The sequence below is a fragment of the Eubacterium sp. BL-380-WT-2B genome (assembly GCF_009696115.1).
In the GTDB taxonomy this organism is placed as follows: Bacteria; Bacillota; Clostridia; order Eubacteriales; family Eubacteriaceae; genus Eubacterium; species Eubacterium callanderi.
The window spans coordinates 242,053-258,217 of record NZ_VUMP01000001.1 but is presented as its reverse complement, the minus strand read 5'-3'; the positions used below and the strand labels follow the sequence as shown (position 1 = coordinate 258,217).

The window sequence follows — 16,165 nt, the reverse complement described above, 5'->3', positions numbered from 1 at the left end:
TTTTATTTATCTTAACGGCTGGCCTTTGATCCCCGCATTCGTTTAATCCATTTAACAACCTCTACCTGGACAACAGAGAGCAGTGAAAGCCCAAGGACGGTCAGCCACTGGCTGCCGCTCAGCAGCGTTACCTTAAAGGCTGCCTGCAGCGGTGGAATAAAAAGAATACAGGCCATCAGCGCGGCAGATACCGCAAAGGACAGGATCAGCCATGGGTTTGCGCCTTCGGCCCGCACCCAGACCGGCTCAGTATTAGAGCGCTGATTAAAAGCCCGGAGCATCTGGGAGAGCGCCAGCACACAGAAAGCCATGGTCTGGCCAGTGATGTGGCTGTCTGTCTCAAAACCGATCCAGTAAGCCACCAGCGTCATGGCGGCGACAAAAACTCCCTGTCGGATTACCCTGAAAATAAGGTCACGCTCAAACAGCGTTCCCGATTTAACCGGCGGATGGCTCATGATATTTTTGCTGGCCGGGTCTACCCCCAGGGCAAGCGCCGGCAGTGTTGCGGTTGCCAGGTTGACCCATAGAATATGAACCGCCAGCAGCGGCGCATCCCAGTTAAAGACGGTTGCCACAAAAAGGGTTAAAATCTCAGCAATGTTTCCTGCCAGCAAAAACTGAATAACCTTTTGAATGTTCCGGTAAACACGCCGTCCCTCCTTAATCGCGTAGGCAATGGTGGTAAAGCTGTCATCCAAAAGAATCATGTCGGCGGCCTCCTTGGCCACATCCGTTCCTGTGACACCCATGGCAACACCGATGTCTGCTGCCTTAAGGGCTGGTGAGTCATTGACTCCGTCCCCGGTCATGGCCGCAACCTCCCCGCCCCGCTTGAGCGCCTTGATAATCCGCAGCTTGTCTGCCGGCGATACCCGGGCATAGACGGTGGTGGTCTTCACTGCCTCTTCGAGCTCACGCTCTGACAGGCGCTCCAGCTCATCGCCGGTCAGCACTGTATTTCCTTCCTGGAAAATATCCAGCTCCCGGGCAATGGCAATGGCTGTAACCTTGTGGTCGCCAGTGATCATCACCGTCCGGATTCCCGCCTTCCGGCAGGTTCTTACCGATTCCGCGACTTCCTTTCTCGGCGGGTCAATCATTCCCACAACACCGATAAAGGTCAGGTCATGCTCTATATTTTCTTCATCATCCTCGGGAATTTCCTCAAGCTGCCGTGTTGCAAAGCCCAGTACACGCAGCGCTTTTTCCGACAACTCAAGACAAAGCCTCTGAATATTTTTCCGGTCGGTTTCTGTCATGGGGCGGGCTCCCTGCTCAGTGAGCATCCGGCTGCAAAGGGGAAGGAGTTCGTCTACCGCGCCCTTCGTGTAAGCCGTCAGCTGCCCCCCAACTGGATGAACCGTCGTCATGCGCTTCCGGTCAGAGTCAAAAGGATTCTCAAAAACCCGGGGATAGGCCGCCTCCATGTTATCGTGGTCCAGCCCAAAAGCTCTTGTCATGTACAGGAGCGCACCCTCGGTGGGGTCGCCGATTATGGCGCCCTCCTGATCCGGATCAAAACTGGCGTCATTGCATAAATCCGCCGCGACCATGAGCTCACGGTATACCTCAGGATGCGCCTCAGCTGCCGCGCCGGCCAAAACGGCCTGTCCTGCCTCAAAGTCTCCGTTTACCGCTACCTGGGTAACTGTCATCTGGTTAAGGGTCAGCGTCCCTGTTTTATCGCTGCAGATGACCGTAGCACTCCCAAGAGTCTCCACCGCAGGCAGCTTACGGATCAAAGCGTTTCTTTTAGCCATGCGCTGAACCCCCAGAGCCATGACAATGGTAGCCGTGGCGGGCAGCCCCTCCGGAATAATGGAAATGGCCAGAGAAATAGCCACCAGGAACTGCGGAATCAACGGCCGGTGGTAAACAGCGCCGATGGCAAAAATCAGCACACAGACAATGACCCCTATGATGGTCAGTGTTTTACCCACCGCGCCCAGCTTGCGCTTAAGCGGCGTATCGGTCTCATCCTGACTGTCGAGCATACCGGCAATGTTCCCCACCTCTGTGTTCATGCCCGTTGCCACCACCACACCAGTGGCACGGCCATAGGTGACAATGGAGGAGGTATAGGCCATGTTGCCCCGGTCCCCCAATGCGCAGTGCTCAGGAAACAGCGCATCCGCGTCCTTTTCCGACGGGACAGACTCCCCGGTCAGGGACGCCTCCTGCACCTTCAGATTGGCCGAATCAATGAGCCGCAGGTCTGCGGGCACCATGTCCCCGTCACTCAGAAATACAATATCCCCGGTCACCAGCTCACTGGCAGGCACAATACTCTCCTCATCCTCCCGCAGTACGCGGGCGGTAGGTGCGCTCATATTTTTCAACGCCTCCAGAGAGGACTGGGCCTTTTTCTCCTGGACAATGCCAATAAGGGCATTCAGCACAACGATGGCAAAAATGACCCCTGCCTCTGTCCATTCCCTCAGCACAGCTGAAAAAATGGCAGCGCCAATCAAAATAAGAACCATGGGGTCTGTGATCTGAGACCAAAGCATCTGCGCAATGGATCTCGGCGGTTTTGAACGCAGCACATTGCGTCCGTTTTTTCTTAGCCTTTCGGCTGCCTCAGCATCGCTTAATCCCTCCTCCGAGGTCTGCAGGCCGGCGAAAACATCTTTTGCCGGCAGCGCGTGCCAAGGCTCCTGTTTGTGATTATCCATATTGGATAAACCACCCCTTTCCTGTAAAAATTTTATCTAAGCCAGAATATAAAAAAAGGCACAGTCAGACCACCCATATGCAAAATGGGCGTGACTATGCCTTGTATATTCTGAGACTTATTCGCTTTTAAGATTTTGATTTTTCGGTCAGTGTCGCTCTCGTCACTATCGTCCATCAATTAAGATTCCTTTACTTTTAATATAAATGTTTTCTAAATTCTACATAAAAAAACGGTAAACGTCAAGGGAATTAAGGAAGATTTAACAAAGGGCGCTGTCTTTATTTCATCCTTCTTCTAAAATCAAATGGATATGATAGATTGGAATATCTTTTAAAAGCTCCTCTGCCACCGCGATTTTTTCAAGAATAAACGCTTTGTCCAGACCGATATTCATCCACCGCGTCAGGTCAGTACGCTTGCGTATTTCTGAATCTGTAAGCTCGAGGATTCCGTTCTGCTTAGCCTCGTAAAGGCCCTTCCATACATAATCGCTCATCAGCACAGCGGTCTGAACGTCCGTATAGCTGACATTCATACCCAGACCTTTTGCTATGGTGTAGGTTTCAATGGAAAAAGGACGGTCAATCTGCTCCTCCTCCCAGGCGTTAATATAGCATTCCAGCTCTATGGGATCCTGTGAAATCTCTCTGAATAAAAACCTGAGCAGTAAAAGGTGGTACAGTAAATAATCGCTTTGATATGAATAATGCTTTGACAGGGCTTTTATACATTTTCTTATATGCTCGTTAATCAGGTACTGGGCAATGCCGTACTTGCCTGATTTAAAATAATAATAAATCAAAGAATGATTTATCCCCGCATCCTTACAAATCTGGCGGACCGATGTTTTTTTAAAGCCCTTCTCATAAAAAAGCTTGCGGGCCACTGCCACAATCCGGTCATTGGTTTCTTTGCTTTTTTTATAGGTGATACGATCACTTCCTTCCCTTAAACGGCCATTTTTTCTTATTTTTTCTCTATTATAACACATCATTCAAAAAATAAAACCCTTTGATGTTAAAAATTATACTGTATAAAAAAACGTTGACATATTAAATTTTATACTGTATAATTCTAGCCATCAAATACTTTTTATACTGTATAAAATATTACGCGCGGTATTTTTGCAGAAAGAGAGAGGAAATTTATGAAAAAGCAATTGAATTTAAAACGTATTGTTCAATTCCTGTGTTTGAGCGGTGCCAGTATCATTTACTATGTCCCTTACATGATCGGTCTGTATTATGACACCTTCCAGGCCGCCACCGGCGCTACCGATATCCAGTTAGGTGTTATTCAGAGTGCTTATACCACGATGACCATTGCCACATATTTTTTAGGCGGCCTGCTTGCTGACCGCATCTCCTCCAAGACGCTGCTGTCCCTATCCTATCTTGCAACAGGACTCTTGGCTGTCTTTGTCGGATTCTTCCCTTCCTACACGGTCATGGTTATCCTGTTCGGAGCCATGGGAATCACAACAACGCTGACATTCTGGGCTGCCCTCATCAAGGCAACGCGTATTTTCGCAAAGGCCGGTGGTGAGGGTACTGCTCTCGCTTCCATGGAGGGTACACGTAATGTTCTATCGTCAATTGTAAGCACTGTCGCCCTGATTCTTTTCGGCGTCTTTGCTGACAAAATCTTTGGTCTCCGAATTGTTATCTATATTTTTGCCGGTATGAACGTCCTCATTGGCCTGCTGATCCATTTTATCTTTGACCGCGATACTGTCGAAAAACCTGAAGGGGAGGGCGTGATCAAAATTTTGCTCTCTGCGTTAAAGGACCCTAATGTATGGCTTATGTCCTTTATTATTCTTGGTGTTTTTGCCACTAATGTCAATCTCCGCTATATTACGCCTTACGCTACCAGCATGTTCGGCCTCTCTGCCCTTGGCGGTGCTATCCTTGGAAACTTCCGTGAATACATGCGTCCGGTCGGCTCTTACATTTCAGCCTTGGTCGGAGACCGGTTTGGGATTTCCAAATCCATCATCGTTATGACACTTCTTCTGGCGGCTTTTAACTTTGGTCTGCCCCTGCTTCCAACCGGCGCCGCCAATGTCATCGGTATTTTTGTTGGCGGTGCGATGGGTTATATTTTAATCGGCGCTGTGAGAGGGCTTTATTTTGCAACACAGTCCGAAGCCAAGATGCCATTGTTTATGGCTGGTACGGTCACTGGAATTTTATCGACCATCGGCTTTCTGCCAGACAGCTTTTTACCCATCATAAACGGAAATATTATCCAGAACAATGACCCCAGTGTCTGCTATGGCATAATCTTTAACATTTCCGGAGCCTTTGCTCTGTTTGCCTGTGTCATTGCCATTATCTTCCATATCCGCAATAAAGAAAATATCAAGGAGCTTAAGGCAATCCGTCTGGCGCGCATTGCCGCAGAAAAGGAAGAAGCCTCCTCCAGTGTTGAACAATAAAATTCTCAGTCTAAAGATGAAAGTGTAACTAAAAATGAAAAATTACGAAAAATATATTTCTAAATCAGCAATTGAAAAAATTCATGAAAAATCTCTGTACATTCTTGAAAACATTGGTGTCCAGGTCGAACATGACAAAGCCTGCGCCCTTTTAAAACAGCATGGCGCCCAGGTGGAAGGCCATCTTGTCAGGCTCAGCGCTGAAATGGTTGATGCCGCACTGGCTCTGGCAAAACCAACCTTTGATCTATATTCCAGTACATTGGACAAACCTCTTACCGTTGGCGGCGGCAGCTCGCTGGTTGGCCCAGCCTCCAGCAACATCTATATCAATGATGACGGCTATATCCGGAAAATGGATGACCATGATGTTATCCGGCAGTTTAAGCTCTCTGACACCAGCCCAGTCACTGACTTTAACTCCATTAACTTTACCGTCGATCATACACATATGTCAGATGACCAGCTAAAATACGGCAATATGGTAACCGCGTTAAAATACAGCCATAAGCCCGCCTGTACTGCACGTCCAAACATGTTTAACGTGCCTGAGGAACAGATTTATTCAGAATATAAACGGGGCGTCGATCTTTTTAAAGCTTTTGAAGGGATTGAGGGAAATGAGAAAATTGTACATGTAGGTCTCATGAACACGCTTACGCCCCTCGCGCTGCACGGCGGACAGATCGACATGGCCTATGCTATCTGCGAGGCCGGCCAGGCCATCTGGCTGGCGCCCTGCGGTATGCCGCTGATGACTGCCCCTGCCTCCATTGCAGGGATGATGGCCATGACCAATGCTGAGGTGCTTATGGGCTATGTTCTCTGCAAGCTCATCAACCCTGACTGCGCATTTATTTACGGCAATACCTCAGGCTCCACCGACATGCGGGCCGTTCAGCTGACGATCGGTACACCCGAAACCGCACTCGTCTGCTATGTGACGGCTGGTCTGGCAGATTATTACCACCTTCCCTTCCGCACCGGCGGCGGTCTGAGTGATGCAAAGGACTGTGATATTCAGGCAGGGATGGAATCAATGATGATGATTGAAGCCTCTGTTGACTGCGGCGCTGATTTTATTCATCACGGCTGCGGCACCATCGGCGCCTTCAATGTGATCAGCTTTGAGAAATTCCTGATGGATGAAGAAGCCTACACTATGGCATGGCGGATGCAGCGCGGTGTCAACTGTGAGGACAAGCTCTTTTTAATGAAAGACATTGAAAAAACAGGGCCACGCGGCACCTTCCTTTCCGGCAGAACCCCTAAAACCTATCGTCAGGAATTCTTCATGTCAAAATATATGAATAAAGAAGACCCTAATCAGTGGCAGAATGCCGGCTCAAAATCTGTGCGTTCTGTCTTGAAGGAAGCCGTTGAAACGCGTATCGCAGCGTATACCGCACCGGATATCTCAGGCGATCGGCTGAAAATTATAGAAGCCTATCTGCCGGATTCCTACAAAGAATCAATTTAGGCTGGACTTGCAGGGAAAATATTTTGTTTTCCCTGCATTTTGTGCTATTCTGAAAAAGGGGGATATTATGGAATACTCAGTCACATCACTTATTACAGACATTGCTTTGGCATCGTTGTTAATCTTTACTGGCCAGATACTCCGCGCAAAAATCAAAATAATACAGAAGCTTTTTTTGCCTGCTCCTTTAATCGCCGGCTTTCTGGGTCTCCTGCTCGGTCCGGAGGGGCTGGCTGTGCTTCCCTTCAGCAGCGCACTTTCCAGCTATCCCTACACGCTGATCATTGTCCTTTTCGGGTCGCTCTTTATCGGGCGTCAATCCAACGGAGGCCTTAAAAAAATGATTACCAGTGTAGAAGATACCTTTCTGCTTAACATGGCCGCCGAAACAGGGCAGTTTGGATTCGCACTGGTTATTGGCACTTCTGTCTTTGCGCTGCTTTTTCCCGATCTTCATTCCGCCTTTGCTCTTATGATGCCGGCCGGATTTGCGGGCGGACACGGCTATGCGGCTTCAATCGGCGGTACCCTGCAGGACATTACAGGCTGGGAGGAGGCTATTACCATCGGTCAAACCTTTGCTACCATTGGTCTCATCCTGGGGGTTTTAATTGGTATTGCCGCCATTAATTACGCCATCAAGAAAGGCTATACCCGGTATATCACCAACATGTCCGGCCTTCCCGAAAGCATGCGCACAGGCTTTTTCAACGCTGCTGAACAAAAAATACACGGCCGGGAAACCACCTGCTCCATCTCCCTGGAAACCCTGACCTGGCATCTGGCATTAATTTTAATGGCCGTTGGCGGCGCATATCTGATTGACTATCTCTACGGTTTGCTCAATTTAAACTTTTCCTTGCCCATGGTCTGCCTTTCCATGTTCTGCGGTGTTTTTATTAACTGGTTTCTGAAGCTTCTCCGTCTTGATAAAAGTATTGACCGCAATACCATCAGCCGGGTTGGTTCCAGCATTACAGATTATCTTGTCTTTTTCGGCATAGCCTCAATCCGAATTTCTGTCGTGAGTGAATATCTTGTCCCCATTATCATCATGAGTCTGCTGGGTGTTGCCTACTGCCTTTTCTATGTTTTTGTTATCTGTAAAAAGCTATACACCGACAACTGGTTTGAGCGGGGCATTTTTATTTTTGGTTGGAATATGGGCGTTGTCGCCATTGGCATTATCCTCCTTCGGATCGTCGACCCGGATATGAAAAGTGGTACTCTGGAGGATTACGGCTTTGCCTATGTGCTGATCTCGATCATTGAGCTGGCCATGATCACTTTTATCCCCGTCTTTGCCGCATACCATCATGGATTCCTTACCGGCTGGGTACTTCTTATCTTTTTCGCTTTTCTCCTCATCAGCGCACAGCGCATAAAGAAAAGAAACCAACGCAGTTTGTATTAAAGCGTTTCTGGGATCAGCGCAGATATCTCCCCGCTGTACAGAAGCGTCAGGCTGTGCATGGCCCGGGTGCAGGCAACGTACAGCAGACTTCTCTCATACGCGCTGCTGTAATGCCTGCTGTCTGCATCTGGGATAAGGACCGCGTCAAATTCCAGCCCCTTGGCCATCTGGATAGAGGTAACGGAAACGCCGTTTTTAAACTGCCTGCTCTCTGGCGTGATCAGATGGACGCTGTGCTGTTTGGAGAGCTGCTCGTATAATGCCCGTGTCTCGCGATTTGTTTTCAGAATAATCCCCAGAGAGGACCATCCGCTTTTTTCAAAAGCCCGGATTTCATCCACAAGCTTTTCAAGCATTTCCCTTTGGCTGCTGCAGCGGATAACCTCCGGCGGTTCCCCGTGGCGCTCCACGGGCTCTAATGCGCTGACGGGCTGTATCTTCCCGGCAAATTGTATGATCTCACAGGTGGAACGGTAGCTCTTGTTGAGCGCCACGTATTCCGCGCCGCTGTAAAGCCTTCTCATATCGTCCAGTGTATTTTGATTATTGGGATTGACACATTGCCCAAAATCGCCCAGAATGGTCTTGGGGCAGCTGTAAATACTGTTGATCACCGCGTACTGGACCGGCGTGTAATCTTGCATCTCATCGACCACCAGATGTCTTATTGATTTATTCTCCCTCAAGCCCTCAAAGGCTCTCTTAAAATACAGATATGGGTAGACATCTGCCCATTCAAAGGTCTTCTTTTCAGGCAGGACAAGCATATGTGACAGCCCTGCCTGTCGGTAAAAGTCCTTATAAAGGGAAAAAGTGTTCTTCACCCTGAGCATGGCGTTGAGGCTTTTCAGGATGGCCCCCGGCTTCGGAAGCTCCTCACCCCGGATATTATCCGCCTCAAACCGCTCATGGATCGTCTCCGCCATGCACTTCAGGCGCTTTTTAAAAGGAAGTCCACTGTCTGCCTCAAACATGTTTTTTATCCAGGCCGCCTCTGCCTTAAACCGGCCAAAGCCGTAATCCTCAGGCGCAAAGGCCATTTCGGGCAGGCTTTTCAGATAGGCGTCCATCTGCCCTTTAAACGCGAAGCTCGACTTCAGCCGGGCCCGCTCCGCCCAGCACGCGTCCTCAGTCTCCAGCGGATCTTTTTCCTTTTTAAACCGAAATTTTCCTTCCAGCTGTTCTTCGGCAATATCCTCAAAGCTTATTTCGTAGATGGGCTCTTCTCCCAGCTCTGGCAAAACATTTGAGATATAATCTCCAAACACCCGGTTAGGAGATAAAATTCGGATGTCAGCCGCTGACAGCTGATCCTTAAAACGGTAAAGCAGAAAGGCAATCCGGTGCAGGGCAATGGAGGTTTTACCCGATCCCGCTACCCCCTGGATGATCATCGTTCCGGCCTTCTCGTTTCGGATAATTTGATTCTGTTCTTTCTGGATCGTCGCGATAATGGATTTCATCTTTTCATCGGAGGTATGGCTCAGCTCACGCTGCAGCACATCATCCTGGATATTGACCGAGCTTTCGAGCGCGTACTCCATTTTTCCATCTTTGATTTTAAACTGCCGCTTTCGGGTCAGACGTCCTTCGATTTTACCCGAAGGGGCTTCATAGCCTGCCGGACCCACCTCGCAGTCGTAGAACATACTGGCCACCGGCGCGCGCCAGTCACAGATCAGCAGCTCATTGTTATCATTAAAGGACGCTGGCCCAATATAATATTTTTCCGCATCTTCTCCCTCCTCATACTGAAAATCAATTCGGGCAAAATAGGGGGAGGCCTTCAGCCGCGCCAGCTTTTCCCGGACGTTCACTGCAAATGCCCCTTTCTGGTCCAGCTGTTTTAAGGCCAGCTCATTTTGGAACATTTCATGGGGGTCGATCTCCCCCCGGTTTTCAACCATGTAACGCTTGGTATCCATATAGTGCTCATCCGCCAGCCCAACGCGGCCCTCCGCGGCTTTAAGCGCTGTATCCAGACGGCTGGCGACCTCTGCCAGATGGCGGATCTCTTCTGGAAAGGGGACGGCGCTTGTTCCTCGCTCTGGCTGGCGTCTTTTTTTATACTTCATCGCTGCTCTCCCCTGGCAAAACAAAGCGCTGGGTAGGATAGCCAAATTCCACCAGGAGCTCAGCCTCGGCAAAACCCAGATCCACAATGGCCTGCCGGTGCCCGGTGTCGGCCTTGTCACCCTCCCGGTAGGTGGTGATGCTGATATCCCTGCCTTTGAGCAGCTCACCCATCATTTTATCCAGAAAAGCCCTGGGGATTCCCTGGCTGCGGTACAGCGGATGTGTCCCCATAAAATCAATGCTGCCGGTTTCGCCGGAAAAAAGCATTGCGCCGGCAGCCACCTCGCCATCCTTCAGGATCAATGCCTGCCGTTTGCGGATCCGGCGTTTAAGCTCACCGACATATTCCTCCTCATACAGGTGCGGAAACCCGTCGATGACCAGGCGGACCAGTGCCATCCAGCATGGGATATCGCCCTCGTCAGCATAGGTGATCTTCCACTGTTTTTTTTCTTTGCTGTTTCGCATATTATGGCTCCCTTCAAATTGAAACCTCAGCTGCAGAGGATAGAACTTTTCATTTTCCCGGTATTGGCTGGGGGACTGCTTATACATGGCCGAAAAGGCGGCTGTAAAGGCCTGCTGGCTCTCATACCCAGCCTGCAGGGCGATGTCGAGTATGGTTCTCTCCGAAAACACCAGCAGCTTGGCAGCCTCTGTGAGCTGCCGCCGGTTCCGGTACTCATGCAGGGTCAGCCCCACAGTTTTTGAAAAAACGCGGTGCAGATGGTATTTTGAATAATGGACTGCACCGGCAATGGCGTCAAGATCCAGCTTTTCGGTTAAATGGCCCTCTATATAATCAATGGCGGCCTGTACTTTTTCGATGTTGTTCATTACTGCCACTCCTTTCTCAGAGCATTATACCCCATTATATCGGAGACGTTTTAATATTTCTTGCTCTTGCTTGCGCTTTTTGTCCGGGCGCCCTCCAAAAGCAGAGAAACCTCCTTCACGGCCAGAGACCGCCTGGAGGTTTCTTCTTCCGAAAGCATTCCGCTTTCACTGCGTCACTCTTTATTCTTAATGTACTTGTTAATCAAAAGATTGGCGGTGGACTGGCTGATGCCCATACGTCTGGCCACTGCCCGGCTCGATTTGTGCTTTGCGTAAAGCTTGATGACCGTCTGCTTTTTAAACTCCTCTACATTGTAAGTTTCGCCGTCGGTTTCTTCCCGGTCTTCCTCCTGGTCCAGATAACGGAAAAACAGCTCCTCATTGATAATAATGCCGTCAGATAAAATGATCATGCGCTCCACAGCATTCCTGAGCTGACGCACATTGCCCGGCCAGTCATAATTGTTAAAGCAGGAAAGTATTTTTTCATTGAAAACTTTATTCGTGTTGTAACGCTTGTTAAAGTCATTCAGGAAAGCAGTCGCCAGATAAAAAATATCTTCCTTTCTTTTGCGCAGGGGCGGCAGCACAACCTTTACGGTGTTGAGCCGCCAATAAAGATCCTCCCTGAACTTTTTCTCCCGGATGGCATTCATTAAATTTTGATTGGTCGCGGCAATGATCCGGATATTGACATACTCAGGCTTATTGCTCCCCACCGGGAAAAACCGCTTATTTTCCAGAACATCCAGAATTTTAACCTGCATGGCCGGAGACAGCTCCCCAATTTCATCGAGGAAAATGGTGCCGCCGTCCGCATTTTTAAGAAGGCCGATTTTCCCTTTAACGTTGGCACCTGTGAAGGCCCCCGGCATATAGCCAAACAGCTCACTCTCCAGCAGCCCGTCCGGTATGGCGCCGCAGTTAATGGCCACAAAGGGCTTGTGGTTTCTGGGGCTGCGCTCGTGCACCATCTGGGCCAGATAGCTTTTCCCTGTACCGCTCTCACCCAAAATCAGGATATTGCAGTCAAACTTGGCCGCCTTCTCAAGGTCTGTCAGGCACTGCTCAAACAGGATGCTCTTTCCGATAATCTCATCTGAAAAGTCCAGGTTAATGGACTCAATGGGGTTTCTCAGATCACGATAGCTCAAATCCACAGCGCGGATGTTATCCAGGGAGGTGGACACCATCAGCTCAAACTCATCGTTGTCGTTATAGACCGGAACGTTGATGCAGATCATGCTCCGGTTGGTTTTATAATAGATGTTTTCTGTCACGATCGCCCGGTGGGACTGCCTGGTAATATCAAAGCTGTAGGGGTCCCAGAGATCTTTTTTGGCGGCCTTGCTGTTTTTATTGATGAGGTCTTCAGGCGGAACTCCGTACAGCCGCATGGCTGCGGGATTGATATAGATGATGCGGCCGTTTTTGTCCAGCACATATATTTCCGAGAAGGCGTTCTCCAGAATGGTGAGTAATGTCTCACGGGGTATGGCGTTTAAATAGTCGATGTACTCTTGGGAATGGGATGGTTTTGATATATCCAGCATGGTATTGTACTGATCCTTTACTTAATTTTCAGACAGCGCGTCTCAGGCGCTGCTCGCTGTCTCTATTATACCTCAAGGAACGGCGCGGGAACAGACCCGGCGATCTCAGCACCGTTTCTCTGACAAAGCAAAAAAGCTGCCCGCGAATCGCGTGGCAGCTTTAAAGCCGGGCTGTCTATAAAATCCATTCCTTTGGCAGCAGCTCTTCGACCATTTTCTGCTGTTTTTTGTCCAGTTCCAGTGGCACATATTCTTCCAGCCGTTTTTTCCAGGCCAGGGTCGCGCGCTCCTGCACGCTGATGGCGTCGTCTTCCTTTTTCCAGTTTGAGTAAGCCTTCCGGTTAGCGATTTCAGGGAAGACAAAATCGTTGCGGTAAATCTTGGAGGTTCTGGCCAGATAATTGGCAGAGTGCTCGATTTTTTCCATTTTATCCATATAGAGGTTTTCTTCCTTAAACTCGACGCCTCTCAGGAAACGACCGCAGATTTTATAGGTGTCCTCATCCATCATAAATTTTTCATAGCCCAGCGTATTAAAGGAATCCATGATTCCGGCCAGCATGTAGACCAGCTCCGGCTCGCACATTAAGGCTGAAAGGCCAACCATGGTGGATTCCCTGCCGGACTGGTAGTCGTCCTCCTTGGCGTCTGACAGACAGCCGTGGGATCTCTTGGGAAGGCCGTAAAAATTGGCAAGCTCATTTTCGACAAACCATTCCACGCTGGTTTCCGCTCCGCCGCAGACACAGAGCGAGTAGCGAAGGTCTGTTTCCAGAGCGCAGAACTGATAGATCACTGGCGCGCCGGGGTTTACCACCTGTGTGGCCACAATGCCCGCAAGGCGCTCAGTATTATTCTGGATAATAGCGCCTGACAGAGACGGCGGCGCCGTCAGTCCCGCAAGGCCAACGCCTGCGATGCAGCTGCACTGTCCGTTTTTTGCGTATTCGATGATGGTTTCACACATCAGGCGGTCCCAGGTGAATGGCGGCGCACTGGTGATTAAGGTTGACATAAGCACCTGGTCGTGAATATCATTGAATTCTTTAGCCAGCTGGATAGCTCTGCGGCAGGTTTCACGGCTTCCGTTCAGTCCTGCCAGCGGCTTGTCACTGTAGATCATGGGCGTCAGTGTCATAAAATCCGTTTTGTACTGGGCCGGCACATCATTTGGGTGCAGCAGCTCACAGTCAATCACGTCGATCACGTCGCTTGTCTGAAACAGCTTCACAAAATTGACAAAATCTTCCGCGGCAGCCGGGCGGTGTTCACCCTCCTTAAGCACATTGACCGGCCCGAGAGAGGACTGTCCAATGGTTTTTTTCTGGGTTGTTCCAACACGGTGCCTGTGTCCTCTGGACACATAATCAAAATTTCTCGGGCAGGAGGCCAGGGCGTCGTCGACCTGTTCCTCTGTTATATAGACAAGCTCGCCGTCAACCTTAAACCCTTTTTCCCGAAACATCTTAAGCAGCTCCTCCGAGCAAAACCGTATCCCCTTATTCTTTAATAAATACAGTGATTTTTCATGGATGAGTTCAATGGATTCCTGTGTGACAAAGCTTCTAGTAAAATTCCGTTTATACATATTAATACCTCCAGTATTTGATGCTGTTTAGGTAACGCAATATTTATGCCAAAATCAAAGAAGCCCGTTGCAGGGCGTTTAGACGCTTTTTTCAAGCAAAGAACCATCCATATTTCTTTTTTAAATCGAACGAAATTCGTTCATTTGAATGATTTTCACTCATCTCTTTTCGGAAAATCGCCTCAAAACCCCTGAAATTCCACATTTTTTCTTTTTATTGCTTTGGCATGTTTATTGCGTATTTATAGATAGCAAGTAAGAAAATACAAGAAGGGGGATGGCTGCTGCAGGCCTAATCCGCAGCAGCCTGAAAACAAAATGAAACCTGACAAAAAATCACCTTTTTCCATGGTCAACGGCTGGACTTTCTTTCCGCCGCTCATCTTTACTGTGCTTCTGACAGCCGTGGTCATGGCCAACCCAACGGTTGCCGGCAGTGTGCTGGAAACACTCTTTTCCTTTATCACGGATAAATTCGCCTGGCTGTTTGACTGGTACTACCTGGCGCTCATCGTCGTTGTGCTCATTCTGGCCTTTGGCCCACTGGGCAAAAAACGCTTCGGCAATGAAAAGCCTGAGTATTCTACCCTTTCCTGGCTGGGCATGATCTTTACCGGCGCAGCCGGCCTCGGCGTCCTCACCTGGACAAGCGTGGAGTGGTTGTACACCTACCAGTCTCCCATGTGGGGCGTTGAAGCCGGCACCGTGGAAGCTCTCCAGCAGGCAGCCATGATGCCGCTGTTCCACTGGGGGCCTGTGTTCTACCTGGGCTATGCCTTGATCGCGGTACTTTTTGCCTACCAGTTCTACTGTAAAAAAGTAGATGATACTCTGCCGAGTACAGCCTGCATTTCCCTGCTCGGTAAAAAACGCGCCCGGGGCGGCCTCGGCAAAACCATTGACATTATTTATATTGTGGCTCTTCTCTCCTCTGTCGTGACCTGCGTTGGCGTCAACGTCCCTACTCTGGTCGCCATCATTACCAATATTATCGGCTATGAGCCGCCTTTTATCGTCTCTGTTGTCCTCATCATGGCCTGGAGCATCATCATGGCGGTTCTCCTGTTCGCCGGGCTTAAAAAGGGCATTGGCCTCCTCAGCAATATCCGCGTGTACGTGGGCTTTGGGATTCTGGTCTTTGTCCTGCTCTTCGGGCCATCCTTCTTCATGCTTAACAGCTTTACAGACGGTCTGGGCATGCTCATGCAGAACACCCTCCATCTTGTCTGTAATACAGACCCCTATGCCAAATCCGGCATTCCCCAGAACTGGACCGTTTTCTATTATGCCTGGTACATTACCATGTCCATCCAAAACGGGGTATTCTATGGACGTATCTCCAAAGGGCGTACTGTGCGTGAGCTGGTTCTGGGGCTTCTGGGCGCCACAGTCATCGGCACATACATGTTCTTTATCGTGTTCCAGGGCTTCTCCATCAATACCTTCCTGGAGCAGGGCTTGGATTTAGGCACCATTCTCGCCGAAGGCGGACAGGGTGCTGCCATTGCGGCAATCTGGAAATACCTCCCCTTTGCCGGTATCCTCATGCCAGTGCTGTTCCTCTTTGCCAACATCTGCATGCAGACCCTGTTAAACGCCAATGCCTACAGCATGGCCATGTCCACGACCAAGGTATTAAAAAGCGGCCAGGAGCCGCCTTCCTGGATTAAAATTTTCTGGTCATTGTGTATTGGCGTTATCAGCATTGCCCTGCTGATGATCGGCGGCATCCGTCCCTTCCAGACCATCACCGTCATCTGCGGCGTCCCCGCCCTCGCCATTATCGCACTGATGGCACTGTCCTTTTTTAAGGACATCAGGAAAAACGGGTGGCGGCTGTCCGGCGAAAATTCTGAAGATAAAATTTCAGAAGACCTTCCTGAAACAGCAGAAGCCGCCGACCTGACAACCGAAAAAAATTTATAAAGGACAAAAGCAGCTTTCAAAACAAAAAATCCTCCGGTCTTTCAAAATAAAGGCCTGGGGATTTTCTTACTTTTAATACACTGGCTAGGTTACAAATTGGTAACCTTTCCATTTTTCTGTTTTTATTGTGCTATAATTAGAGCGTGTTTTAATTGATAGAGATTTTTAATG

The 16,165-nt window shown here is 49.3% G+C and carries 10 protein-coding genes; 4 read left to right on the top strand and 6 right to left on the bottom strand.

The genetic code is table 11. The features are described 5' to 3' along the window. Positions 1-11: 11 nt before the first annotated feature. Both FYJ53_RS01190 and FYJ53_RS01185 read right to left on the bottom strand, forming a co-directional pair. Entirely contained in the window at positions 12-2,678 is a 2,667-nt protein-coding gene (locus FYJ53_RS01190; protein ID WP_148429152.1) for a cation-translocating P-type ATPase, read from the bottom strand. A 285-nt stretch (positions 2,679-2,963) separates the two neighbouring features. After that, positions 2,964-3,674: a TetR/AcrR family transcriptional regulator gene (locus FYJ53_RS01185; protein ID WP_148429150.1), complete on the bottom strand. Its 711-nt coding sequence runs from the start codon at positions 3,672-3,674 to the stop codon at positions 2,964-2,966. Between the two features lie 153 nt (positions 3,675-3,827). On the opposite strand from FYJ53_RS01185, the gene FYJ53_RS01180 reads away from it, so the two are divergent. The 3 genes from FYJ53_RS01180 (at position 3,828) to FYJ53_RS01170 (ending at position 8,014) form a co-directional block, all read left to right on the top strand. Next, positions 3,828-5,120, top strand: coding sequence for a nitrate/nitrite transporter (locus tag FYJ53_RS01180; RefSeq protein ID WP_038352056.1), 1,293 nt, complete (start codon positions 3,828-3,830; stop codon positions 5,118-5,120). Positions 5,121-5,154: 34 nt separating this feature from the next. Further along, positions 5,155-6,600, top strand: a complete 1,446-nt coding sequence (locus FYJ53_RS01175; protein ID WP_148429148.1) for a trimethylamine methyltransferase family protein — start codon at positions 5,155-5,157, stop codon at positions 6,598-6,600. Positions 6,601-6,667: 67 nt separating this feature from the next. After that, positions 6,668-8,014 (top strand): sodium/glutamate symporter, encoded by a 1,347-nt coding sequence (locus tag FYJ53_RS01170; RefSeq protein ID WP_148429146.1) that lies wholly within the window; start codon positions 6,668-6,670, stop codon positions 8,012-8,014. Here the strand turns inward: FYJ53_RS01170 and FYJ53_RS01165 are convergent. The 4 genes from FYJ53_RS01165 to FYJ53_RS01150 all read right to left on the bottom strand — a co-directional run bounded on the left by FYJ53_RS01165 (position 8,011) and on the right by FYJ53_RS01150 (position 14,068). Next, positions 8,011-10,089, bottom strand: a complete 2,079-nt coding sequence (locus tag FYJ53_RS01165) for a 3'-5' exonuclease (RefSeq protein WP_148429144.1) — start codon at positions 10,087-10,089, stop codon at positions 8,011-8,013. The genes FYJ53_RS01170 and FYJ53_RS01165 overlap by 4 nt on opposite strands. Next, positions 10,079-10,927, bottom strand: coding sequence for an AraC family transcriptional regulator (locus tag FYJ53_RS01160; protein WP_148429142.1), 849 nt, complete (start codon positions 10,925-10,927; stop codon positions 10,079-10,081). Before FYJ53_RS01160 ends, FYJ53_RS01165 begins: the two co-directional genes overlap by 11 nt. Positions 10,928-11,100: 173 nt before the next feature. Further along, the gene (locus FYJ53_RS01155; protein ID WP_148429140.1) at positions 11,101-12,480 is read right to left on the bottom strand and encodes a sigma-54-dependent Fis family transcriptional regulator; all 1,380 of its coding nucleotides are present in this window, start codon (positions 12,478-12,480) and stop codon (positions 11,101-11,103) included. Positions 12,481-12,655: 175 nt separating this feature from the next. Continuing rightward, positions 12,656-14,068 carry a trimethylamine methyltransferase family protein gene (locus FYJ53_RS01150; protein ID WP_148429138.1) on the bottom strand — a complete coding sequence of 471 codons (1,413 nt, stop codon included), beginning with the start codon at positions 14,066-14,068 and terminating at the stop codon, positions 12,656-12,658. A 318-nt stretch (positions 14,069-14,386) separates the two neighbouring features. Between FYJ53_RS01150 and FYJ53_RS01145 the strand changes: the two genes are divergently transcribed. Then, complete coding sequence (locus FYJ53_RS01145) at positions 14,387-15,994, top strand: BCCT family transporter (protein WP_148429136.1); 1,608 nt, start codon at positions 14,387-14,389, stop codon at positions 15,992-15,994. The last annotated feature ends 171 nt before the right edge of the window (positions 15,995-16,165 follow it).

What these genes read in the sequence shown, in the direction of transcription:
- FYJ53_RS01155 (WP_148429140.1), bottom strand. Translation starts at nt 12,480, where the DNA reads ATGCTGGATATATCAAAACCATCCCATTCCCAAGAGTACATCGACTAT.
- FYJ53_RS01150 (WP_148429138.1), bottom strand. Translation starts at nt 14,068, where the DNA reads ATGTATAAACGGAATTTTACTAGAAGCTTTGTCACACAGGAATCCATT.
- FYJ53_RS01170 (WP_148429146.1), top strand. Translation starts at nt 6,668, where the DNA reads ATGGAATACTCAGTCACATCACTTATTACAGACATTGCTTTGGCATCG.
- FYJ53_RS01185 (WP_148429150.1), bottom strand. Translation starts at nt 3,674, where the DNA reads ATGATGTGTTATAATAGAGAAAAAATAAGAAAAAATGGCCGTTTAAGG.
- FYJ53_RS01180 (WP_038352056.1), top strand. Translation starts at nt 3,828, where the DNA reads ATGAAAAAGCAATTGAATTTAAAACGTATTGTTCAATTCCTGTGTTTG.
- FYJ53_RS01190 (WP_148429152.1), bottom strand. Translation starts at nt 2,678, where the DNA reads ATGGATAATCACAAACAGGAGCCTTGGCACGCGCTGCCGGCAAAAGAT.
- FYJ53_RS01160 (WP_148429142.1), bottom strand. Translation starts at nt 10,927, where the DNA reads ATGAACAACATCGAAAAAGTACAGGCCGCCATTGATTATATAGAGGGC.
- FYJ53_RS01145 (WP_148429136.1), top strand. Translation starts at nt 14,387, where the DNA reads ATGAAACCTGACAAAAAATCACCTTTTTCCATGGTCAACGGCTGGACT.
- FYJ53_RS01175 (WP_148429148.1), top strand. Translation starts at nt 5,155, where the DNA reads ATGAAAAATTACGAAAAATATATTTCTAAATCAGCAATTGAAAAAATT.
- FYJ53_RS01165 (WP_148429144.1), bottom strand. Translation starts at nt 10,089, where the DNA reads ATGAAGTATAAAAAAAGACGCCAGCCAGAGCGAGGAACAAGCGCCGTC.